At 38.3% G+C, this 21,159-nt stretch carries 20 protein-coding genes, 1 pseudogene and 1 riboswitch; of the genes and pseudogenes, 14 read left to right on the top strand and 7 right to left on the bottom strand.

Annotation, left to right across the window (positions count from 1 at the left end; genetic code table 11):
- Nucleotides 1-175: 175 nt before the first annotated feature.
- Nucleotides 176-661 (top strand): thioesterase family protein, encoded by a 486-nt coding sequence (locus tag RG565_RS03950; protein ID WP_247936933.1) that lies wholly within the window; start codon nucleotides 176-178, stop codon nucleotides 659-661.
- Between the two features lie 365 nt (nucleotides 662-1,026).
- On the opposite strand, the pseudogene RG565_RS03945 reads toward RG565_RS03950, so the two are convergent.
- The 3 genes and pseudogenes from RG565_RS03945 to trkA all read right to left on the bottom strand — a co-directional run bounded on the left by RG565_RS03945 (nucleotide 1,027) and on the right by trkA (nucleotide 5,435).
- Nucleotides 1,027-2,262, bottom strand: a pseudogene (locus tag RG565_RS03945) (aminoacyltransferase).
- 380 nt (nucleotides 2,263-2,642) lie between these two features.
- Nucleotides 2,643-4,082: a TrkH family potassium uptake protein gene (locus RG565_RS03940; protein ID WP_247936934.1), complete on the bottom strand. Its 1,440-nt coding sequence runs from the start codon at nucleotides 4,080-4,082 to the stop codon at nucleotides 2,643-2,645.
- A gap of 3 nt (nucleotides 4,083-4,085) precedes the next feature.
- Entirely contained in the window at nucleotides 4,086-5,435 is a 1,350-nt protein-coding gene (trkA, locus tag RG565_RS03935) for a Trk system potassium transporter TrkA (RefSeq protein ID WP_247936935.1), read from the bottom strand.
- 362 nt (nucleotides 5,436-5,797) lie between these two features.
- Here trkA and RG565_RS03930 point away from each other — a divergent pair, with 362 nt between their 5' ends.
- The 8 genes from RG565_RS03930 (at nucleotide 5,798) to RG565_RS03895 (ending at nucleotide 12,173) form a co-directional block, all read left to right on the top strand.
- A complete protein-coding gene (locus RG565_RS03930; protein ID WP_247936936.1) occupies nucleotides 5,798-6,310 on the top strand; it encodes a tRNA (cytidine(34)-2'-O)-methyltransferase in 513 nt (170 codons plus the stop codon).
- A gap of 68 nt (nucleotides 6,311-6,378) precedes the next feature.
- Nucleotides 6,379-6,603, top strand: a riboswitch (FMN riboswitch).
- A 148-nt stretch (nucleotides 6,604-6,751) separates the two neighbouring features.
- Complete coding sequence (locus RG565_RS03925; protein WP_049534573.1) at nucleotides 6,752-7,315, top strand: ECF transporter S component; 564 nt, start codon at nucleotides 6,752-6,754, stop codon at nucleotides 7,313-7,315.
- On the top strand, nucleotides 7,305-7,955 hold the full coding sequence (locus RG565_RS03920) for a phosphatase PAP2 family protein (protein ID WP_247936937.1): 651 nt from the start codon (nucleotides 7,305-7,307) through the stop codon (nucleotides 7,953-7,955). The genes RG565_RS03925 and RG565_RS03920 overlap by 11 nt, the downstream gene beginning before the upstream one ends.
- Before the next feature lie 30 nt (nucleotides 7,956-7,985).
- On the top strand, nucleotides 7,986-8,312 hold the full coding sequence (locus RG565_RS03915; RefSeq protein ID WP_247936938.1) for an MGMT family protein: 327 nt from the start codon (nucleotides 7,986-7,988) through the stop codon (nucleotides 8,310-8,312).
- A 41-nt stretch (nucleotides 8,313-8,353) separates the two neighbouring features.
- On the top strand, nucleotides 8,354-9,298 hold the full coding sequence (locus tag RG565_RS03910) for a TIGR01212 family radical SAM protein (protein ID WP_151380522.1): 945 nt from the start codon (nucleotides 8,354-8,356) through the stop codon (nucleotides 9,296-9,298).
- Entirely contained in the window at nucleotides 9,292-9,840 is a 549-nt protein-coding gene (locus RG565_RS03905; protein ID WP_247936939.1) for a class I SAM-dependent methyltransferase, read from the top strand. Before RG565_RS03910 ends, RG565_RS03905 begins: the two co-directional genes overlap by 7 nt.
- 12 nt (nucleotides 9,841-9,852) lie before the next feature.
- The gene (locus RG565_RS03900) at nucleotides 9,853-10,107 is read left to right on the top strand and encodes a hypothetical protein (protein WP_003041513.1); all 255 of its coding nucleotides are present in this window, start codon (nucleotides 9,853-9,855) and stop codon (nucleotides 10,105-10,107) included.
- Nucleotides 10,108-10,118: 11 nt separating this feature from the next.
- Entirely contained in the window at nucleotides 10,119-12,173 is a 2,055-nt protein-coding gene (locus tag RG565_RS03895) for a sodium:proton antiporter (RefSeq protein WP_247936940.1), read from the top strand.
- Between the two features lie 70 nt (nucleotides 12,174-12,243).
- Here the strand turns inward: RG565_RS03895 and RG565_RS03890 are convergent, their stop codons facing one another.
- From RG565_RS03890 to RG565_RS03880, 3 genes are all read right to left on the bottom strand, one after another.
- Complete coding sequence (locus RG565_RS03890) at nucleotides 12,244-12,543, bottom strand: DUF1827 family protein (RefSeq protein WP_003023675.1); 300 nt, start codon at nucleotides 12,541-12,543, stop codon at nucleotides 12,244-12,246.
- Nucleotides 12,544-12,606: 63 nt separating this feature from the next.
- Nucleotides 12,607-13,056, bottom strand: a complete 450-nt coding sequence (locus RG565_RS03885) for an NUDIX hydrolase (protein WP_268732206.1) — start codon at nucleotides 13,054-13,056, stop codon at nucleotides 12,607-12,609.
- 75 nt (nucleotides 13,057-13,131) lie between these two features.
- Entirely contained in the window at nucleotides 13,132-14,256 is a 1,125-nt protein-coding gene (locus RG565_RS03880) for a PTS sugar transporter subunit IIC (RefSeq protein WP_247936942.1), read from the bottom strand.
- Between the two features lie 390 nt (nucleotides 14,257-14,646).
- Between RG565_RS03880 and RG565_RS03875 the strand changes: the two genes are divergently transcribed.
- Complete coding sequence (locus tag RG565_RS03875) at nucleotides 14,647-15,255, top strand: GyrI-like domain-containing protein (RefSeq protein WP_247936943.1); 609 nt, start codon at nucleotides 14,647-14,649, stop codon at nucleotides 15,253-15,255.
- A 43-nt stretch (nucleotides 15,256-15,298) separates the two neighbouring features.
- Here the strand turns inward: RG565_RS03875 and RG565_RS03870 are convergent, their stop codons facing one another.
- Nucleotides 15,299-17,581: an ATP-dependent Clp protease ATP-binding subunit gene (locus RG565_RS03870; RefSeq protein ID WP_247936944.1), complete on the bottom strand. Its 2,283-nt coding sequence runs from the start codon at nucleotides 17,579-17,581 to the stop codon at nucleotides 15,299-15,301.
- A gap of 238 nt (nucleotides 17,582-17,819) precedes the next feature.
- Here RG565_RS03870 and RG565_RS03865 point away from each other — a divergent pair, with 238 nt between their 5' ends.
- From RG565_RS03865 to RG565_RS03850, 4 genes are all read left to right on the top strand, one after another.
- Nucleotides 17,820-18,050: a DUF1797 family protein gene (locus RG565_RS03865; RefSeq protein WP_003023686.1), complete on the top strand. Its 231-nt coding sequence runs from the start codon at nucleotides 17,820-17,822 to the stop codon at nucleotides 18,048-18,050.
- 164 nt (nucleotides 18,051-18,214) lie between these two features.
- Nucleotides 18,215-18,691, top strand: a complete 477-nt coding sequence (locus RG565_RS03860) for a ferrous iron transport protein A (protein WP_003030197.1) — start codon at nucleotides 18,215-18,217, stop codon at nucleotides 18,689-18,691.
- A complete protein-coding gene (gene feoB, locus RG565_RS03855) occupies nucleotides 18,688-20,832 on the top strand; it encodes a ferrous iron transport protein B (RefSeq protein WP_268732205.1) in 2,145 nt (714 codons plus the stop codon). Before RG565_RS03860 ends, feoB begins: the two co-directional genes overlap by 4 nt.
- A gap of 8 nt (nucleotides 20,833-20,840) precedes the next feature.
- Complete coding sequence (locus RG565_RS03850; RefSeq protein WP_009569163.1) at nucleotides 20,841-20,975, top strand: FeoB-associated Cys-rich membrane protein; 135 nt, start codon at nucleotides 20,841-20,843, stop codon at nucleotides 20,973-20,975.
- The last annotated feature ends 184 nt before the right edge of the window (nucleotides 20,976-21,159 follow it).

Raw genomic sequence — 21,159 nt, 5'->3', positions numbered from 1 at the left:
AAAATTGAAAAGTTTTAAAGGCATTCGCTGTGTGAAATCTAACTATCTTTTCTATAAAATCAGCTTAGACGAACGATTAAAATATCTTGAATCTACTTCGTGTTTACTCTTCATTTAAAGACTGATATAATAATCATGAAAGCGCTTATAAATTTAATTTTAAAAAGGAGAACAAATGGTTTTGGAAACAAGAAATATTGCTATTCAAGATACTTATGGTAATCGATTCCGGCATTGTTGGGGATGTGGTTCTAAGAATGAGTCAGGCTTGCATTTAAAAACTTATCCTAGTTTAAACGGAACTAGCTGCATTAGCAAGATAACACCAGCTCAACAGTATACCGGTGGTGTTCCAGCTAATCTATTTGGCGGTATGATTGCCATGATTTTTGACTGTCATGGTACCGCTTCAGCAGCCTGGTTTGCTCATCAAAATAAGGGCTTAGATTTGACAGAAGAAACGGTCATTGGACGATTTATCACAGCTCGTTTGGAAATAAATTATAAAAGTCCAACACCCATTGATGAGGAAATTACGGTCATTTCTCGACTTGAAGAACTAGGCCAAAGAAAAGCCATTGTGGCAATGGAGATGACAGTAGCGGGTCAGGTGCGTGCCAAAGCTAGAATGGTAGCAGTCGCAGTGAAAGATAACATGTAGTATGTTTCGAAGATGAGACTATATACTAAATTGTTGTTTCATTTAGTTCCTATACGGTAAATTTTAAAAAAGTGAAAAAATGCTTTTTCTATAATATAATCAGAGTGAAAAATTATGGAATGTTAGTTTGTCTCTAACATTCTTTTTGTGTTTAAATAGAATCATCATAGCTTATCTGATAAGAAGTAGATAGTACACTAATCTCAGTGGAGAATGAGTAAGGGTTATTGTTGCTTTTTGCGATAAACATAATAAACTACTAATCACAAATATCTCACTAGGATTACACACCTAATGAAGACTTTATATTGGATCACATAGTCTTTTAAGCAAGTGTAGCAAAATCATGGAAGGTATTTAAGGATTTATCTATTTAAAATTTTTTTAATTATTTGAATAGTTTTATGTTTAAATGGGGAAGGATAATATCTAAAAGTTCCCATTTTTCTCAGGACATAACCATTGAAATTTTGTTTAAAACGAAGTACACTATCAGAACCATTAAAATGACCAGTAATCCCCAAAAGATTATAGCGTGGAATGCCTCGCTTGATTGATTCTCGCATTACATAATCTTGCAAAAGAGCGGGTGCGTAGAATTTGTTAAATTCAGGATAGGATCCAGAAAAGAGATAGGCCGTTTCTTGGGGAGTGTATATAAAAAGACTGCCAGCTAATATTGTACTTTCGTCTCCATGCTGTTTTAATAGTTGGTATGCTTCGTTTTTTCGTATTTCAAACGTTTCAAATTGACTAGATAGTTCTCGAATTTGATTCAACTTTTTTTCAGGAGAGTGATTGTTTTTTTCTAGATAAGCTTGTAGTTGTTTTATTTTTTTGGGATAATTCATTCTGATTAATTTGTAAATGCTCCAGATAATTTTTGAAATTTATGCTAGCTATGATAAATTCTGCATTGCTTCCAAAGCTATCATAAAATTTTTCATAATAATCTAAAGTCTTATCATTATAGTTGCGACGTTCAGAAGTTGATGAAGTAATCTGCTTAAATTTATAAAGCTCATTACGTTTAATTTTATGCAGTTCTATACCAAATGTTTTAGCTTTTTTTACTGATGATTTCCCTTGTTTGGTAAAAGATTTTAGTAATGTTTCTTCTGTTAAATCATTTAAATCTTTTATAAAATGCCAATCACCCTCACCCCCAGGATAGTCTTTTTGTAATCCATCAAATTGATAATTCAAGTTGGTAAGCATAGATATAAGTTCATTTTTTCTGTACTAATAGGCTCACCTTTACTATTGAACACTTGGTAAATATCATATGGTTTTACAACAAGCTCCATAGCGTTTAATTTTTTTGCATAGATTTTTAATTCTTCATAACATTTAGGCAAGAACTCATAATTAGTGACAACAGGTCCAGAGTTGATTTCTAGGTATAGACCACCTGCCATTTTTGTACTAAATAATAATGCTGATACTTGTAATTGATTGTTAGTAAAGAAGCCAATGAACTCAACATTATACCCTCTTTTTTTCAATAGAATAGACATTTCTACGGATTGAATAAAGGATTTCCATTTTGCCTTTTGATAATGTTGTTTAAATATTTCTTTAGTAATTATTTCTACAGGCATTGTTCTGTACTTCTTAATCATTTGTAGTTTAATAAACAGAGCTGGTGAAGCTAAAGAATAAAATTATTTCTTATTTGAAAACGTTTTTATTTTGAACTATTTTATCACCTAGAATTTAACCCTGTCAAAATATTTGCTCTTGAATTTTAACATTGTGAGACTGTTAACTTACAAAATCTTGTAATTATAAAAGAATATACAAACGAAATCCGTAGGAAATTTAGGTTTCTTACGGATTTTATTTATGACTTAGCTGATAAAAGAAAATAAAAAATTAGCAAAGAAGCATTTCCACTAAAAAAAAGACAAACCTACCAAAATGGTGATTTGTCTACAGTCTGAGATGTTAGTTCTATGACCAGTGAGTTTCAGGCGATATGCTATCGTTTTGACCATGTCTGTGGCATAAAGAGCAGGATCATTGGGTAAATTTCTAAACGCCCTGCGATCATGGCAAGAGAGAGTAGAAGTTTGGACATAGGACCAAAGATTGCAAAGCTATCAGTTGTTCCTAACATTGGTCCAATGTTGTTGAAACAGCTAAGAACAGCACTGACGACTGTCATCAAGTTATTATTGTCTAAACTGACGATAAAAATGAGAAAGATGATAATCATCGTATACAGAACAAGATATTTTAAGATTTTATGCTGGGTGTCTTTGTCAATGACACTATGATTGACGTGCAGAGTCAATACCCGCTTTGGTGAGAGGGTGGACAATACTTGATTTTTAGCAATGCGGACTAAGATTAAGCAACGAACCACCTTTAAACCGCCGGCGGTTGAACCAGCGGACCCTCCTATGCACATGAGAATGAGAAGGATGAATTGAGAAAAGAGTGGCCAAGATGTAATGTCACCAAGCCCAAAACCGGTAGTGGTGATAATGTTAGATACTTGAAAAAGAGAAACTTCTAAGGTCTGGGAAAGATTTTGATAAATATGGAAAACATTGAGACAGATGAATATAGTTGCAGATGTTACAATAATGAGATAAGTTCGCAATTCTTCATCACCAAAAAGGGCTTTGAATTTTCGTAGTAGTAGGAAATAATACAGATTAAAATTCACACCGAAGATGAGCACACCAAAGCTCACTAAATAAGTAATCAATGAGCTGTGATAATGCGCAATACCATCATTGTAAACACTAAAGCCTCCTGTTCCCGCTGTTCCCATGGCAATGATAAAACTATCAAATAAAGGCATTCCTGCCAGATAATAAATCACTACAAAAATAACAAAAAGTGCTAAATACAGCAAATAGAGAATTTGTGCAGTGTCCTTTAATTTAGAGACAACTTTCCCAAAAACAGGACCAGGAACTTCTGCTCGCATCACTTCCAAATGGCTATTTTTATTATTTTCCATAATAGCCAGAGCAAAGACAAGTACTCCCATACCTCCGATTAAGTGGGTAAAACTGCGCCAAAAGAGGAGGGAATGCGACAAAACAGAAACATCTGGTAAGATTGAAGCTCCAGTTGTTGTAAAGCCTGAACTGATCTCGAAGAAAGCATCAATGAGATGAGGAATTTGTCCCGAAAAAACAAAAGGAAGAGCTCCAAAAAAGGACCAAAGTATCCAGCATAAGGCGACAATCAGGACCCCTTCCTTGGCATAAATGTGATGATTTTTAGGTTTAAAAGAAATACCTAAAAATCCGACTGCTAAGAGAATACCAATTGTGGTGCAAATTGAGAGCAGGTTTTGATTGGGTTCATGATAGATAAACGCTACAATGAGTGGAATTAGCAGTAATCCTGCTTCAATGATTAACAATTTTGAGAGGAGGAAACGAATCATACTTCTATTCATGGCTTACCTCTCTAACAAATCATATATTTGTGTGATATTTTGGATCAGAGTTGTGACGATAATTTGGTCACCGATTTGAATGTGGTCTTCCCCCGTTGGGAAAACAGGTTTTCCATTTCGGATAATGGCAGCAATCAAGACACCTTTTTTCAGTTTGAGGCTGGAAAGTGGTCTTCCAGTCATTTTATTTTCTTCCTTTATTTGAAATTGCAGAGTTTCAAGTTGTCCATTGGCAAGGTGGTGCATGGCCTGTAAATCAGAATATTGAGCATTCATACGTCCGCGGACAAAGTGCATAATCGTGTCAACAGCAATTCTCTTTGGTGTTACAATGCTTGAAAATTCCTGACTGTCAATGATTTCAAGTAAACTAGTCCGATTGACTTTCGTGATATTTTTTTGAACCCCCATGCTTTCAAGGAACATAGAAGAAATGATATTTTCTTCGTCTACACCAGTCAGGGTCGCAACTGCATCATAGTGTTGAGCACTTTCTTCTAGTAAAATGTCTTTTGCAGTACCATCACCTTGAACAATATGTAAATGCGGAAATTCTTGACTAAACCATTCAGCATGTCTCGGATTGATTTCAATCACCTTCAGTTTTATTTTGCTATTTTTTAAAATATTAAGTAGATAGTAGGCGATTTTTCCTGCACCAATGAGCATCAAACTTTTAATGACTTTGGGTCGCACGAAATTATGGAAAAGAATGACTTCTACCCGATTTCCGGTGACATAGATAATATCATTCTGCAAAATGGTAATTTCACCGTCTGGAATGAGCAATTGTCCATTGCGGTTAATGGCACAAATCAAGACATTGCCAAATTTTTTGCGAAATTGAGACATGGTCATCTGACAGAGGTCACTATTTTGCTTAACTTTAAATTCCATTAAGCTGACGCGTCCATTGGAAAATCGCTCAACAGAGAGCGCATTTGGAAACTCAATGATATTTGCAATATAGCGTGCTGCTAGTAATTCAGGATTGACTATGAGAGAGAAACCAAGGATATTTTTTTCTTTAAAATAAGAATTAGAATACTCTGGATTGCGCACTCGGACAATCGTTTCTTTTGCTCCCATTCTTTTCGCCAACACAGCTGATACCATATTGACTTCGTCGTGCTCTGTCATGGCAATGAAAATATCGCAATGCTCTACATCAGCTTGCTCTAAAATTTTAAAATTGGCACCGTTACCAACAATGCCCATAATATCATAACGCTTGGTGATGCGATTCAGTACGGCTTCGTTTTGCTCAATGAGAATCACATCGTGTTTTTCAGCCACAAGTGAACGACAAAGTGCAGAGCCTACTTTACCGCCACCAACGACAATAATTTTCATGTTATACCTCCCAAGTATACCCCTCTATCATACCCTTTTTTTGCAAAAATTTCATCGTTTTGAAGAAAGAAAAAGAGATATTTTATTCAGAAGAGTCTAGTAATTGAAAATAAAAAGATAAAACTTGAAAATTCGTCATATAAATCTAGAAAATATGAAAAAATAAAGCTTTTTTTGTTGACATGTGCTAAGAAAGTGATATACTAAGAAAGTACCCTCATTGATTTACCTCAAACCTGTTGTGATGTAAGTTAATGAGCCTTAAACCACGCTGTCTGCTGAGCTTGACTCCGGGTAGTGTGGCTATTTTTTTGCTTGGTAGCAATCACAGTTCACTAAGATAGATGAGAAGGCTATAACATATGACAACATTTCAAAATCACATTGTTCTTTTTGAACCACAAATTCCTCAAAATACAGGAAATATCGCACGGACTTGTGCGGCGACCAATTCGCCTCTTCATATCATTTTACCAATGGGATTTCCGATTGATGACCGTAAGATGAAACGAGCTGGCTTGGATTATTGGGATAAGCTGGACATTACTTATTATGACAATTCAGAAGAGTTCATGAGTAAAATGGACGGACAATTGTATTTGATTTCTAAGTTTGCGGAGAAAGTTTATGCAGAAGAAAATTTTGCAACTGCTGGAAATCACTATTTCATGTTTGGGCGTGAGGATAAGGGCTTGCCAGAAGATTTTATGCGTGATCATTCTGAAAAAGCCCTGCGGATTCCTATGAATGATGAACATGTCAGAAGTCTGAATTTGTCAAATACAGTCTGTATGCTGGTGTATGAAGCCCTGCGGCAACAAAATTTTGCAGGTTTGGAGCTAGTACATCACTATGCACATGACAAATTAAAATAGGATTTCTTAAAAGAATGGACGACATCGGATAAAATGCTTGCTCTAGCAGGCTTTTTTTGTTATGATTAAAGGGTCTTCAGGGCAGGGTGAAATTCCCGACCGGCGGTAATTTGCAGCCGTTGACAATCTTTTGTTTTTATATAGCGTTGTAGTTTCTTTGTGTACCTTTGAAACGCCACTTCATTTAAAAACAAAATCTTTGCCAACTGGATAGCTGTTTTAAGTCCGCGAGCGTAAGCTGATGTGGTGCAATTCCACAACCGACAGTACAGTCTGGATGGGAGAAGACGAAAGGCAATGAAGAAGGTCTAAAAGTACAGCTTTTAAATTTTATTTAAGGAGATTTTCTTATACTATTTCAAAGGTTCCGTTGATTTAGAGAAATCGTTCTTCAGCAAGCCTTCCAGCTTCTCTAATTTTTATAAATTGGAGGAACCTGTTATGACACATACACGCAAAATGGCTGTTGTTGCCATTCTTTCAGCAATTTCATTTTTGCTGATGTTCTTTGATTTCCCGATTTTACCGGGGGCTAGCTTTTTAAAGCTAGATTTCAGTATTTTACCAATCCTACTGGGATTAGTGGTGCTGGACTTAGGTGGTGCTTTGAGCATTTTATTGGTTCGTTCGGCGCTCAAACTACTGCTGAACAATCAAGGTGTCAATACTTATATTGGCTTGCCGATGAATATCATTGCGGTTGCTGTTTTCGTAATTGCTTTTGCCTTGATTTGGAAAAAAGAGCAAACCACCGTTCGTTTTCTAATCGCTTCTGTGGCGGGGACACTGGGATTGACTGTGGCAATGCTTCTTTTGAATTATATCTATGCAATTCCGCTATACGCAACGTTTGCTAATTTTGATATTTCAAAGATTCTGGGCGTGGCAAACTATCTATTTGCAATGGTCATTCCATTTAATCTATTAGAAGGTGTGGTTTTTGCAGTTGCCTTCTGGCTCATTCATTTGCTTTTAAAACCGATTTTAATCAAATATGAAAAATAAACAAACTTTTTTAACCAAGGGCTCTTTTGCCCTTTTGCTTTTTGTAATTCTAGGATACGTTGTTAAGTTTCATTCAGGTCAATTAAAAGGAATTGATAATCTACTTCAAACGACTTTGCGTGGCAATTTGCCACATGCATTGACCGTGTTTTTTTCTAGCTTGACTAGTCTGATCAATACTCCTGTTGTTGTGACTTGGGTTGTAGTTTTAGTTGGTCTTTTCCTTTATAAAAAATGGTGGAGTGAGGCAATTCTTTTGGCTGGAAATCTTGCTTTGACGGGAATTTTAGTGGCTCTTTTGAAAAATGTCTATCAACGTCCTCGTCCTACGCTCCAACATTTAGTAGAAGAAGGTGGATTTTCTTTTCCGAGTGGACATGCCTTGGCTTCGACTTTAATCTTTGGTACTTTGTTGATTATTGTTAGCCAACGAGTGCAAACCGTACAGACAAAACGTTTATTGCAAGGTTTATTGATTACGATGATTCTTCTCATTGCAATGTCACGTGTTTATCTGGGTGTGCATTATCCGACAGATGTTTTAGGAAGCCTTTTATTAGGAGTGGGGATTTTATATATTGAATTTCCATACTATGATAAGGTGCGCTTCCAATGGCGTTTTGCAGGAAAGCAAAAATAGATTATTAGCAGACAGTTTAGAGGAGGCAGGGTGGTAAAAGTTTTAGATAAACGTCTGATTCTTCAAATTTTGTCAATAGTTGAGCAGATTTCTGTAGGAGAAGTGGCTACCTATAGACAAATTGCACATTTGATAGGGCGAGAAAGAAATGCTCGTTTAGTGGGGCGCGTGCTGTCTCAAGCAGAACTTTATGGGAAATTTCCTTGCCACCGTGTGGTCAATGCAGCAGGACGCTTAGCACCAGCATGGGAAGATCAGCGACATCTCCTCTGGGCTGAAGGAGTGACTTTTAAAACGAATGGCTGTGTGGATTTGAAAAAGCACCAATGGAAGCCAATTGACATGAATAAAGTGTAAATGGAACTCCGAGCGCGAGTTCTGTTTTATTTTGTGGTACAATGGAGGTTATGAAACCATATAATTCGTTAAATGCTTATTATCGAAAACTATTTGGAGAGAAGACCTTTAAAGTTCCGATTGATGCGGGATTTGATTGCCCTAATCGAGACGGAACGGTAGCTCATGGTGGCTGTACTTTTTGTACGGTATCTGGTTCAGGTGATGCCATTGTAGCACCAGAAGCACCGATTCGTGAGCAATTTTACAAGGAAATTGATTTTATGCATCGAAAGTGGCCTGAAGTCAAGAAATATCTAGTTTATTTTCAAAATTTTACCAATACCCATGATAAGGTGGAGGTCATTCGTGAGCGATATGAGCAAGCTATCAATGAGCCAGGGGTTGTCGGTATCAATATCGGAACTAGGCCAGACTGTCTACCTGATGAAACGATTGACTATTTAGCAGAATTGTCTGAACGCATGCATGTGACGGTAGAGCTGGGCTTGCAGACGACTTATGAAGCTACTTCGCAATTGATTAACCGCGCACATTCCTATGAATTATATGTTGAAACGGTTCAACGCCTGCGGAAATTTCCAAAAATCGAGATAGTTTCCCACTTAATCAATGGCTTACCTGGTGAAACTCACGAGATGATGATAGAAAATGTTCGCCGCTGTGTGACAGACAATGACATTCAAGGGATTAAATTACATCTTTTGCATTTAATGACCAACACACGGATGCAACGAGATTATCATGAAGGACGCTTGCAGCTGCTTAGCCAAGATGAGTATGTTTCTATTGTTTGTGACCAATTAGAAATAATCCCTGAGCATATCGTCATTCATCGGATTACAGGCGATGCACCACGGGACATGCTAATTGGGCCCATGTGGAGCCTCAACAAATGGGAAGTGCTCAATGCGATTGAGCAAGAAATGAACCGTCGCGGCAGCGTTCAAGGGTGTAAAGCAAAGGAGCAACGATTTATATGTTAAGACCATTACAAATGGCACATGCTTTTTTAGAGGAAGTAGTGACTGATGAAGACATCGTCGTTGATGCCACTATGGGCAATGGGCACGACACGCTTTTCTTGGCACGATTAGCTAAAAAAGTGTATGCTTTTGATATTCAAGAGCAAGCCATTGAGCAAACCACCAAGCGCTTGGCAGAAGCTAAATTGGACAATGTTGAACTGTTTTTGACAGGTCACGAAAATGTGGATCAATATGTTGAAAGCATTAAAGCAGCTATTTTCAATTTAGGCTATCTTCCGTCGGCAGATAAAACAGTGATTACGCAGCCACATACAACTATTCAGGCTTTGGAAAAATTATGTCAGCGTTTAGTAACTGGTGGTCGGATTGCAATCATGATTTATTATGGGCATGAAGGTGGTGATGTGGAGCGAGATGCAGTTTTAGACTTTGTCAGTCAATTGCCGCAGCAGGAATTTACTGTCGCCCTTTATAAAACAATCAACCAAATCAATCAGCCCCCCTTTTTAGTGATGATTGAGAAATTAAAAATGACTTAAGTGGAGAGAAAAATGGATAAGCAATATCTACATGAAAAATTGAACTGCTTACGCAGTCAATATCTAGATTCAACCAATGGAGAAATCTTAGCAAAGCAAGTAAATGATGTGCAGATGAGCAAAAAAATGCTTCGGATTAAGAAAAAATTAGTCAATCTTGAAATGGAGCGCTGTCAAAAAATGATTGAACATCGTGATTTATCGAAAATTGAGCAAAAAATCTCCGAGCAGAAGATGCTTTTTGAAAAATGCTGTAAACAAAAATAAAGGAGGAAAATGTGGATTTACTCCTTTATATTATTATCTTTTTATCTGTTCTGATTGTTTCAAATGCCACCAACAAGCTATTTCCAAGCTTGCCAACGCCACTTATACAAATTCTATTAGGGATTGGCTTGGGATTTTTCATTCCAGTTGGAACGTTTCATTTAGAGACGGAGCTGTTTCTAGCTTTAATCATTGGGCCGCTACTGTTTCGAGAAGCAGAAGAAAGCGATATTACCAGTATTCTTAAGCACTGGAAGATTGTTGTTTATCTGATTTTTCCAGTTATTTTTCTATCAACTCTGAGTCTTGGCTTTTTGTCACATTGGCTATGGGTGTCCCTTCCTCTTGCAGCTTGTATCGCGGTTGGAGCCGCCTTGGGTCCGACTGATTTAGTGGCTTTTGCGTCCTTATCTGAGCGCTTTACCTTTCCAAAACGTGTAGAAAATATTTTGAAAGGGGAGGGCTTGCTAAATGATGCGAGCGGGTTGGTTGCCTTTCAATTTGCCCTGACGACTTGGACAACAGGGAAATTTTCAGCTCAGGAAGCCAGCGCCTCACTTATCCTTTCAATCATTGGCGGTTTTATTGTGGGTGGTCTAACTGCTTTTTTAAATCGTCAGTTGCAAAAGCTGCTGTATACGGTGCGAGCCTCAGACACAGCAGGAGAGTTGTTGTTAGAATTAAGTTTACCGTTGCTGACATTCTTCTTAGCCGAAGAACTCCATGTATCAGGGATTATTGCAGTTGTCGTGGCAGGAATTTTTAAGGCTAGTCGTTTTAAAAGGATTACTTTATTAGAGGCTCAAGTTGATACCGTGACAGATACGATTTGGCAAACTGTCACATTTATGCTGAATGGAGCGGTCTTTGTCATTTTAGGAATTGAGTTGGAAACGATAGCTGAACCCATTTTGAAAAGTCCGGTTTATGATAATCTCTGGCTCCTTCTGACGATTCTTTTGCTGACGATTGTGCTATTTGTCATTCGTTTTGTCATGATTTATGGCTTTTATTTCTGGAGAAGCCTATGTTTGAAAAAGAAAATGTCGAAATATTGGAGAGATATTGCTCTGTTAACTTTTTCAGGCGTAAAAGGAACCGTATCCATTGCAACCATTCTCTTGATTCCAACAGCTTTAGAGCAGGAATATCCTCTTTTGCTTTTCTTGGTGGCTGGAGTTACATTGCTTAGTTTTTTGACAGGACTGGTAGTGTTGCCTCGTTTATCAGAAAATAAGGAAGAATCATCAGACTACCTCATGTATATTGCTATTTTAAATGACGTTGTCCAAGAATTAGAAGAAGATTTGAAGCATACCAAAGTCAAAGCTCCGCTTTATGCGGCTATTGATAATTATCATGGACGAATCGAGCATCTTATTCTGGAGCAGGAAGGCAAATCTGTTCAAAAAGATTTGACAGATTTACAATTGCTGATGCTGAGTATTGAAAGTGACGGTTTGGAACAAGCCTACGAAGAAAGAAAAATGAGTAACCGTGCCTATTCCATTTACCAACGTTATTTATGGAATATGGAGCAAAGAATCAACCGCAATCTTGCTTCGCGCTTAACTTATTTTTTGATTAGCTTTTTCAGAATGACTCGCTTATTGCTACATGAGATTGTTACGTTTGGCTCTACTTTCCGTAATTGGCTCAATCAAGATAGAGCAAAGCCTAGTAAGGCTGAAAGAGAAGAGATTGCCGAACTGTATCTAGCCAATACAGAAGTGATTATCGGCAGTTTAGAAAATCTGAAGGGCGTTTATAATACTGCGCTTATCAATTTCTTGCAAGATTCGCGTATCCGTGAGACAGCAATTATTGAAAGCGGTGCTTTTATTGAGCGAGTTATCACGCGTATCAAACCGAATAATATCAAGGAAATGCTACGAGGCTATTATTTGGAGCGGAAGATTATTTTTGAATATGAACACGAAAAGCTGATTTCAGCTAGTTATGCAAAATTTCTCCGTCAAAATGTCAATAATTTAGAAAATTATTCTCTCAAAGAAACCGCCAATACATTACCATACGACATGATGAACTATGTCAGACAGAAATAAAACGGGAGTGGATTGAGCACTTAGTTGCGAATTCACTCTTTTTTAAACAAAAAAATAAGCCTTGACAGGCTTATTTAGTTGGGATGGATATTTCAATGAGGTTTGTTGAATAGAGTGTCTTAATTCGAGAAGCATCAATCGATTTTGTATCAATTTTTCGTTTCAAAAAAAATTCTCGAATTTTTTCAACTTCTTGTTCGCGAATGGCGCGGTGTTTATTTGAAATCAGAATTTCATAATGAAAAGGTGCTTGCGTAAAGACGACGTCTGTATTTCCAGCGGAAAAAGTCTCAACTAGTGTAGCATCTGTACTTTCTAATTGACTTTGTACAAGGCGTGCATGGCTGTTTGTCGTGTTAATAAGCTTCATCTGACTTCCTCCTATATTCTATTCCTATTATAGCACTTTTTCATAAAAAATGTGAACAATTTCTCATACTTTATGATTCTTTTTCCACATTTCAATTCCCCATTTATGACTGCCACGTTTTAATTTGGAAATAGCTTCTTCGATTGGAAACCAGGCGAGCTGATTAAAATCTTCTAAAGGTGCATGCGATTGCTTATATTGGCTTACTTCATAAATGTAAGCAGGGTTATAAAAATAGGTATCGCGGTGGCGAGAATAAAAATATTCATCTGCTTGTCCGTAATATTGACCGATTTGAGCGGTAAAACCAAGCTCTTCAATCAGTTCACGTTTTAAGGCAGTCAAGTGATCTTCGTCTTGCTCAATCTCGCCTCCGGGCAAGAACCAAGCGCCGTTGGGAGCCTGCACTAAAATTATCTTTTCTTGCTTTTCATCTGGAATAACTGCATAAACGCCATAGCGATTCACATATTGCACGTCTTCTTGCTTTTCTCCAAAAGTTGCGACTGTCATATCATTTCCACTCTTTCTTATATGCTACTAATATCATAATGCAGAAATCAAGCGCTGTCAAGGCTTTCAAGCATTTTAAGGTTCAAATTTGAAAATATCTGCTGTGTATAAATTGAGTACTTTTTCAAAGAGAAGACGGAAAAGAATGGCAACGACTGTTGGGATGACAAGCCAAGCTAGAATTGCCAGTCCCATGGGAAGTCCGCCTGTAACAGAAGCGAAGAGTCCTGTCAGACCAACGAGTCCAAAACCTGCTGATGCAGGAGTCCCAGTAATAGTGAATAGTGGAACCAACAGCCCAGTTACAGCAGAAGTTGCAACGATAGGAACATAAGAGATTGGATGCTCAAAGACATTGGTCATCATCATTTTCATTGAACCAAGGGCGACAGCAGCAGTTACACCAGGTTTATTGACAAAGAATGAATGAACAACAAGTACGATACAAGTTGTTCCGACTCCCATAGCAGAAGCACCAGCAGCTAGTCCATTTAGTCCAATGGCAAGACCGATTGCAACAGTTGAGATTGGAGCCACGATTAAGATAGCAAAAGTAACACAGATGAGAACACTCATTAGGTAAGGCTGAAGATCCGTAAAGTAGATGATTCCTTGCCCGATTAAGCTAGAAATCATTTTGACATAAGGAAGTGTGAACAACCCCACAGTCGCAAGAAGCGATCCAACGATTGGAAGAAGAACAAAATTAAAGGATTCAAATTTTCCTTCTAGCCAGAGCAATACGAGGACGCTGAGGGCACAAATTAGCATGACATTGATAATGTCCCCTGTACCAGTCGTGTAGAATCCAGTAACCATTTTGTTTGCAGTTGCGGTAATTTCAGCAGGGGCTTTTTGCTTTTGGAGATATCCTAATAACTCCGTTGCTCCAGCTAGTTTGCTAGAAGCACCAGAACTAACAAAAGCAATGGCTGCTAGAAGCGCAGCTTTCATTCCTTTGAAATTAAATTCCAAGGCAACCAGCGTTCCAATTACGGCAGATAAAGTGGCCTGGAAAAGAACGTTAGCCACATTCCAAGTTGCAAAGAAAGCATTATTTTTGAAAAAGTCTAAAGAGAAAATAATGGCAAAGATACAGTTAGGCAGCAAGGCTACGATAACACCAATTGCGGTTCCGTTTAGAACTTTATGCAAAAATGATTTAGGGGTAAGTGATGCGGTTGTGTTTTCTTTTGTCATAAAAAACTCCTTTATTTTTGAAAAATAAAATCCGCCCTATCCCAAATGAGAATAAGGCGGAGTCATGTAAAAACGGAGATGATTATCCCATTTTAAAACGGTAGCTACGCCTTGATAAAATACTATAAATAATGATAATAATAGCTATCATCAACATAACGTAACTCCTTTTTTATTTTTCTTGTTGTCTATTATAACATCTTATTCCAAAAAAACAATAGAAAAATTGAAATTTTCTGATTATTTTGAAAAAACAGAATATCTATTATAAAAAATATGGGAAAACAGAAGAAAAATCTTCAAATAAATTTTACTTTTATATAAAAGTTGACATCAAGCGACAAGTTTCTTTTGTTATACTCATGATAGAAAAATGAAAGGAGCAAACAAATGAAATATGAATGGAGAAAATTAGATAAAAAACTTTATCAAGTTCCAAAAAATTCTGTGGTCATTGAACACCCTGTGCAGTCATTTATCATGTTAAATGGTCAAGGAAATCCAAATAAAGCTGACTTTTCAGAAAGGGTTTCTGCTCTTTATTCCCTCGCTTATGCGATTAAAATGGAGTATAAAAAAACTGTTCATCATCAGGAATTTACTGATTTTACCGTTTACCCTTTGGAAGGGATTTGGCAGCAAACAGAATCAGAGAAGACTTTGGTAAAAGACGACTTAGTTTATACGATTATGATTGCCCAGCCAGAGTTTATTACAAATGAAATAGTTGAAACAGCTCTCGTAAAAGTAAAAGTGAAAAAACCAAATCCGTTTTATAATGAGATTCGCTTTGAACGAATAAGCGAAGGAAGCAGCGTTGCAATGCTTCATGTAGGACCATTTGACGATGAGCCACAGACCTTCGCGAAAATGGATGCTTTCTGTCAAGAAAATGGGTTAAAACGCTGTACAGCATATCATCGTGAAATTTATTTGAACAATAAAAATCGCACCGCTCCAGAGAGACTAAAGACAATTTTGAGATACAGTGTTCAGTAACTAAAAATTCACTCCCTAGACTTCTAAGGAGTGAATTTCATGTTTAATTAGCATTGTCATCTGCTGCTGGTGTTTGGATTTCTTTGTTGGCTTCATTTTCAGCTTTTTTAGTTGATTTGATGACAATTTTACCGTTGCTTGTCATGACAGCCTTGAGTTCTTTTTCACTTGGGTGTTCAAGGTAGTAATCAGTAATGGCGTCTTCGATGTGATCTTGGATTGTCCGACGGAGCGGACGAGCTCCCATTTTCGGATCGTAACCCAAATTAACTAATTTTTCTTTGACTTTGTCTGTCACGTCGAGGTGAATGTCATTTGTTGCAAGCCGTTCATTGACATCTTCAAGCATCAAGTCTACGATTTTTAGGAGATTTTCCTTATCAAGGGACTTGAATTCGATAATACCGTCAAAGCGGTTCATAAATTCTGGACTGAAGAAGTTGCCTAATTCACCGAGAACAGAGTTAGTCCGTCCTTCACGCGCTGCTCCAAAGCCAACATTTGCTTCGACTTTGCCAGTACCAGCGTTTGAAGTCATAATGATAATCGTATCTTTAAAGCTAACTGTGCGCCCTTGTCCGTCTGTCAGACGTCCGTCGTCAAGAACTTGCAGGAACATGTGCATGACATCTGGGTGCGCTTTTTCTACTTCGTCAAGTAAAATGAGAGAGTAAGGATTGCGGCGTACGCGCTCTGTCAATTGTCCGGCTTCTTCGTAGCCAACATAGCCTGGAGGTGCTCCAACGAGTTTGGCTACGCTGTGTTTTTCCATATATTCACTCATATCAAAGCGAATCATGCTGTCAGCTGAACCAAAGAGCTCAATCGCTAATTGTTTAGAAAGTTCTGTTTTACCGACACCGGTTGGTCCGACAAAGAGGAAGGAACCAATTGGTCGATTAGGAGAGCCAAGCCCGACACGATTACGGCGAATGGCTTTGGCAATTTTATCAACGGCATTATCTTGACCGATGACATGAGCTTTCAAATCATCAGCTAGACTAATCAGTTGCGATTGTTCCTTTTCTTTTAGGTCACCAACTGGGATATTTGTTTTTTGCTCAATGATATGCTCAATGGTTTTTTCACTGATAATAGGTGTATCTTGGTCTGCCATTTTATTTTGCTGCATTTCTTTGTATTTGGCAATTTGGTCACGGAAATAGGCAGCTTTTTCAAAATCTTCATCACGAGTAGCTTGTGCCTTGAGATTTTCAGCTTCTACCAAGCGTTGATCAATAACTTTGGGATCAACAAAATTAAGTGTCAAATTCATTTTAGAACCTGCTTCGTCTAGCAAGTCAATAGCCTTATCTGGCAAGAAACGATCTTGGATATAACGATTGGATAAGACAGCTGCCGCTTCAATGGCATCATCTGTATATTTAACGTGATGATAGTCTTCGTATTTTTTTTGAATGCCCTTTAAAATAGTAATGGTTTCTTCAACCGTTGGTTCATCCACTTTTACTGGCTGCATCCGGCGTTCCAGTGCTGCATCTTTTTCGATAATGCGATACTCATTGAGAGTTGTGGCACCAACTAATTGAAGCTCACCGCGAGCAAGAGCGGGTTTTAAGATGTTGCCAGCATCCATATTGCCATCTCCAGCTGCACCAGCTCCAACGATTTCATGGATTTCATCAATGAATAAAATCACATCCTGACAAGAACGGATTTCTTCCATGAGTTTTTGCATTCGTTCTTCAAATTGACCACGGATACCAGTTCCTTGCACTAGGCTGACTACATCTAAACGGATGACTTCTTTTCCTTGGAGTTTATGTGGAACATCACCGTCCACAATCTTCTGGGCCAAGCCTTCTACAACAGCTGTTTTACCGACACCGGGCTCTCCGATGAGGACTGGATTGTTCTTTGTTCGACGGTTGAGAATTTCAATGACGCGGACGATTTCCTCATCACGACCGATGACAGGGTCAATTTCACCGCGCCGAGCAAATTCGGTTACATTGATACCAAATTCTTCTAGGAGACCTTTAGGCTGTTGCGGAGCTTGCTGGCGTGCACCTCCACCTTGATTGGAACCGTAACCTCCATTGCCGTAACCGCCTCCAGATTGAGTCGGAGGGGTTTGTGGTTCTTGATGATTTTGAAAATTCCCGAGATTACTAAAGAAGTCATCAAAAGGATCTAAGTTGTTTTGATTATTCATATTGGTCATTCCACGAAATAGAGCATTATTGGGGTCTGTTTTCATGATTTGATAACAATTTTGACAGAGGTCAACTTGGTGTTGTTTTCCATTCACATTCGTGTAAAGATGAATGGTAGATTCATTTATTTTACAGTTTTGACAAAGCATACGCTACCTCTTTCTTTTAAAATTTGCTTGACGGAAATCAATTGGTCAATAATAGTCAAATTTCTTATTTTCATTATAGCAGTATTCTAAAACATTGCAAGAATAAAGTGTTAAAAGACAGATTTTTGTACTGAAGCGTTTTATTTTGTGTTAAATTTATCAAAAACAGGGCTTTTACTGGTATTTCATCTTTCATTTGTGGTAAAATAGTAACGTATAAATGAATAGGAGAAGGAAAATGGAATCACATTTAGTAAGAATTATCAATCGTTTAGATGCTATGACAAAAGATGGCGGCAATTTGAAACGCAATTTTGAGCGTGATGGAGTTGTTGTAGCAGAAGTAGCTTATAGCTATGACGAAGAAAATGGCTCAGTATTCACTCTTCGCGATGTAGCAGCGCGTGAAACCTATACTTTTGATAGCATTGATTTGATTGCTATGGAAATTTATGAATTGTTGTATTAATTTGCTAGTCTCTAATAAGATATCCTCTAGGCACCTGCTTAGGGGTATTTATTTTGCAATAATTTTTGCCTATCTACCTTAGAATTGTCAGAAATTCTTAGAAAAAAGTGGTATACTAATGGTGATAGTAAGCATATTTCTTGACAAACAGAAAAGGAGATAGTATGGATTTATCTCGGATAACATTATTAACAGAATATGAAATTGTCGGAATCGATCTGGAGGAAGCGAGCGTCCGTCATTTAGCAGATTTAGGGATTAAGATAGGCAGTTTTATTCAAATCATTTCAAAAACAAATGATACAGCCATTCTCTTAGTTCGAGCTGCTAGGATTGCTTTGGACAAATCTATTTTGGAAAAGTTGGACGTTGTTCTGAAAGATAGCAATCGCTCAGCTCTTCCTTTATCTGAGTTAGCTGTTGGAGATGTGGCGTATATAGAAGCAATTCATGCAGAGGGTGCTTTAAAACGGAGGCTGATGGACATGGGATTGACGAAAAATACAAAAGTTCAGTTGCAGAAGGTTGCACCATTAGGTGATCCACTAGAAATTAAGTTGAGAGGCTACGATTTGACATTGAGAAAGTCAGAAGCGAGTCTGGTTAGTGTTGTGAAAGGTGAAAAGGAAGCAAAAGGATGAAAGAATTAGCGCTTGCGGGAAATCCGAATAGTGGAAAGACTAGTTTATTTAACATTCTAACCGGTAGTAGCCAGCATGTGGGAAATTGGCCTGGGGTAACGGTTGAAAAGAAAAGTGGGTTATTTCGCAAAAATAAAGAAATCATTATCCAAGACCTACCGGGAATTTACTCCTTGTCTCCTTATACATCAGAGGAAATGGTCAGTAGAAATTATCTTTTAAGCGGTAATGCAGACGGGATCTTGGATGTAGTTGACGCAACCAATTTGGAACGAAATCTGTATTTGAGTTTGCAATTGATTGAGACGGGGATTCCGGTTGTGCTGGCTTTAAATATGAGCGATGTCGTTGAAAAACAAGGAAAATGGATTGATACAGAAAAATTAAGCTACCAACTGGGTGTGCCGGTCGTAGCGACTAGTGCTTTGAAAAAGACAGGGATTGACCAAGTCATGCAGCAGGCCATGCGAGTGATGAACCAGGCAGAGGAGGAAGTTTATCCAGCTTACGACAATCATTTTGAAGCGGCTTTGTCAGAAATTATCCGTATTTTGGGGAATGCAGTACCTCAAAAACAAGCTCGTTTTTATGCCATTAAGCTTTTTGAACGTGATAAAGAATTATCTGAACAGCTGGCATTGTCTGATTTTCAAAAAACAGAGATTGAAGATGCGATTCGGATTACGGAAGAAATCTACACAGAAGACGCAGAGAGTATTGTTGTTAATGCGCGCTATGAGTTTATTGAATCGGCAGTCAAAATGGCGCTGCAAGCCGATGTTACTAAATTAAGTTTGTCGGATAAGATTGACCGTATTGTGACCAATCGTTATTTAGCCTTGCCGATTTTTGCGCTTGTTATGTGGTTGGTGTATTTCCTCTCTATTCAAACGATTGGAACGATGGGAACCGATTGGACAAACGATGTCCTCTTTGGAGAATGGATTCCAAATGGTATTAAATCACTGCTAGAGCAATTAGCTGTAGCCGACTGGCTTCAATCTTTAATTATTGATGGGATTATCGCAGGCTGCGGAGCTGTGCTAGGCTTTGTGCCTCAGATTTTCGTCTTGTTTGTCTGCTTGGGCATCTTGGAAGACATCGGCTATATGAGCCGGATTGCTTTCGTCATGGATCGTCTATTTAGACGGTTTGGATTGTCTGGAAAATCCTTTATCCCCATGTTGATTTCGACGGGATGTGGCGTTCCTGGTGTCATGGCGAGTAGAACCATTGAAAATGAGCGTGATCGTAGAATCACTATTATGACAACGACCTTTATGCCTTGTTCTGCCAAATTGCCAATTATTTCCTTGATTGCGGGAGCTTTCTTTCCCGGCAATCCTTGGATTGCACCAAGTGCTTATTTTGTTGGAATGGGAGCCATTGTCTTATCAGGGATTGCTTTGAAAAAGACAACGAGTCTCGGTGGAGCAGTAGCGCCCTTTATCATGGAGTTGCCGAGTTACCACCTGCCACAAGTCAAGACGGTTTTGCGCTATGCTGGTCAAAAGGCTTTGAGCTTCATTAAGCGTGCTGGAACGATTATCTTTGTGACCAATATTTTCATTTGGTTTGCTAGTTCCTATAACTTTGGCTTGCAGGCGGTTGAAACAGAAGATAGTATCCTAGCGGCATTAGGAAAAGGGCTGGCTTGGATCTTTAGCCCTCTTGGCTTTGGCAATTGGCGAGCAACGGTTGCGGCTATTACGGGCTTATTGGCTAAGGAAACGGTGATCTCGACTTTTGGAATCTTGTATAAAGTGACAGATGCGACAGAGACTACGAAAGAACTATGGAGCAATCTCCAACAGCATTATACGGCACTTTCCGCCTACTCATTCCTTATCTTTAATCTGCTCTGCGCTCCTTGTTTTGCAGCGATTGGTGCTATTCATCGGGAAATGGGCAATGCTAAATGGACGTGGATTGCTATTTCCTTCCAAACCCTACTGGCTTATAATGTCAGTCTTGTGATTTACCAATTCGGGCAAGTCTTGCTGTATGGAAAAGGAATTTCAGTTTGGAGTATTTTTGCACTTATCGTTATGGTAGCTGGTCTGTACTTCATCTTTAGAAAAACGCGCAAAGAAAAAGTAGAGGTTATCACTTTAGATAGTCTGGCACATCAAACAGTATAGGAGAAATTATGTCCACGATTATTGTATTTATCATTATTTTAGTTTTAGCTGGCGCAGCGCTGCACCACATCATTAAGGGAAAGGGGAACTGTGGTGATTGTGACTGTCAATGTGAAATCAAAGAAAAAATGAGACATAAATAATATACCTGAGTGATTGGGTAAGTTAAATCAATATAGTTTCATCTCATCCGCCGAGCTGATGGATTAAACTAGAAGTCGTTCACCTCGTCCTCCGGGCTGACAGAGTAAATCAAAAGAGTTTCACCTCGTCCGCCGGGCTGACGGAATAAACCAAAAGAGTTTCACCTCGTCCGCCGGGCTGACG

This window comes from Streptococcus sp. IsoGale021, from assembly GCF_031142795.1.
Classification (GTDB): Bacteria; Bacillota; Bacilli; order Lactobacillales; family Streptococcaceae; genus Streptococcus; species Streptococcus hominis.
The sequence above is the reverse complement of the archived record's forward strand: the minus strand, read 5'-3'. Positions and strand labels throughout refer to the sequence as shown.

Coding starts and splice junctions, on each gene's coding strand:
- RG565_RS03950 (WP_247936933.1), top strand. CDS start 176: ATGGTTTTGGAAACAAGAAATATTGCTATTCAAGATACTTATGGTAAT.
- RG565_RS03940 (WP_247936934.1), bottom strand. CDS start 4,082: ATGAATAGAAGTATGATTCGTTTCCTCCTCTCAAAATTGTTAATCATT.
- trkA (WP_247936935.1), bottom strand. CDS start 5,435: ATGAAAATTATTGTCGTTGGTGGCGGTAAAGTAGGCTCTGCACTTTGT.
- RG565_RS03930 (WP_247936936.1), top strand. CDS start 5,798: ATGACAACATTTCAAAATCACATTGTTCTTTTTGAACCACAAATTCCT.
- RG565_RS03925 (WP_049534573.1), top strand. CDS start 6,752: ATGACACATACACGCAAAATGGCTGTTGTTGCCATTCTTTCAGCAATT.
- RG565_RS03920 (WP_247936937.1), top strand. CDS start 7,305: ATGAAAAATAAACAAACTTTTTTAACCAAGGGCTCTTTTGCCCTTTTG.
- RG565_RS03910 (WP_151380522.1), top strand. CDS start 8,354: ATGGAGGTTATGAAACCATATAATTCGTTAAATGCTTATTATCGAAAA.
- RG565_RS03905 (WP_247936939.1), top strand. CDS start 9,292: ATGTTAAGACCATTACAAATGGCACATGCTTTTTTAGAGGAAGTAGTG.
- RG565_RS03900 (WP_003041513.1), top strand. CDS start 9,853: ATGGATAAGCAATATCTACATGAAAAATTGAACTGCTTACGCAGTCAA.
- RG565_RS03890 (WP_003023675.1), bottom strand. CDS start 12,543: ATGAAGCTTATTAACACGACAAACAGCCATGCACGCCTTGTACAAAGT.
- RG565_RS03885 (WP_268732206.1), bottom strand. CDS start 13,056: ATGACAGTCGCAACTTTTGGAGAAAAGCAAGAAGACGTGCAATATGTG.
- RG565_RS03880 (WP_247936942.1), bottom strand. CDS start 14,256: ATGACAAAAGAAAACACAACCGCATCACTTACCCCTAAATCATTTTTG.
- RG565_RS03875 (WP_247936943.1), top strand. CDS start 14,647: ATGAAATATGAATGGAGAAAATTAGATAAAAAACTTTATCAAGTTCCA.
- RG565_RS03870 (WP_247936944.1), bottom strand. CDS start 17,581: ATGCTTTGTCAAAACTGTAAAATAAATGAATCTACCATTCATCTTTAC.
- RG565_RS03865 (WP_003023686.1), top strand. CDS start 17,820: ATGGAATCACATTTAGTAAGAATTATCAATCGTTTAGATGCTATGACA.
- RG565_RS03860 (WP_003030197.1), top strand. CDS start 18,215: ATGGATTTATCTCGGATAACATTATTAACAGAATATGAAATTGTCGGA.
- feoB (WP_268732205.1), top strand. CDS start 18,688: ATGAAAGAATTAGCGCTTGCGGGAAATCCGAATAGTGGAAAGACTAGT.
- RG565_RS03850 (WP_009569163.1), top strand. CDS start 20,841: ATGTCCACGATTATTGTATTTATCATTATTTTAGTTTTAGCTGGCGCA.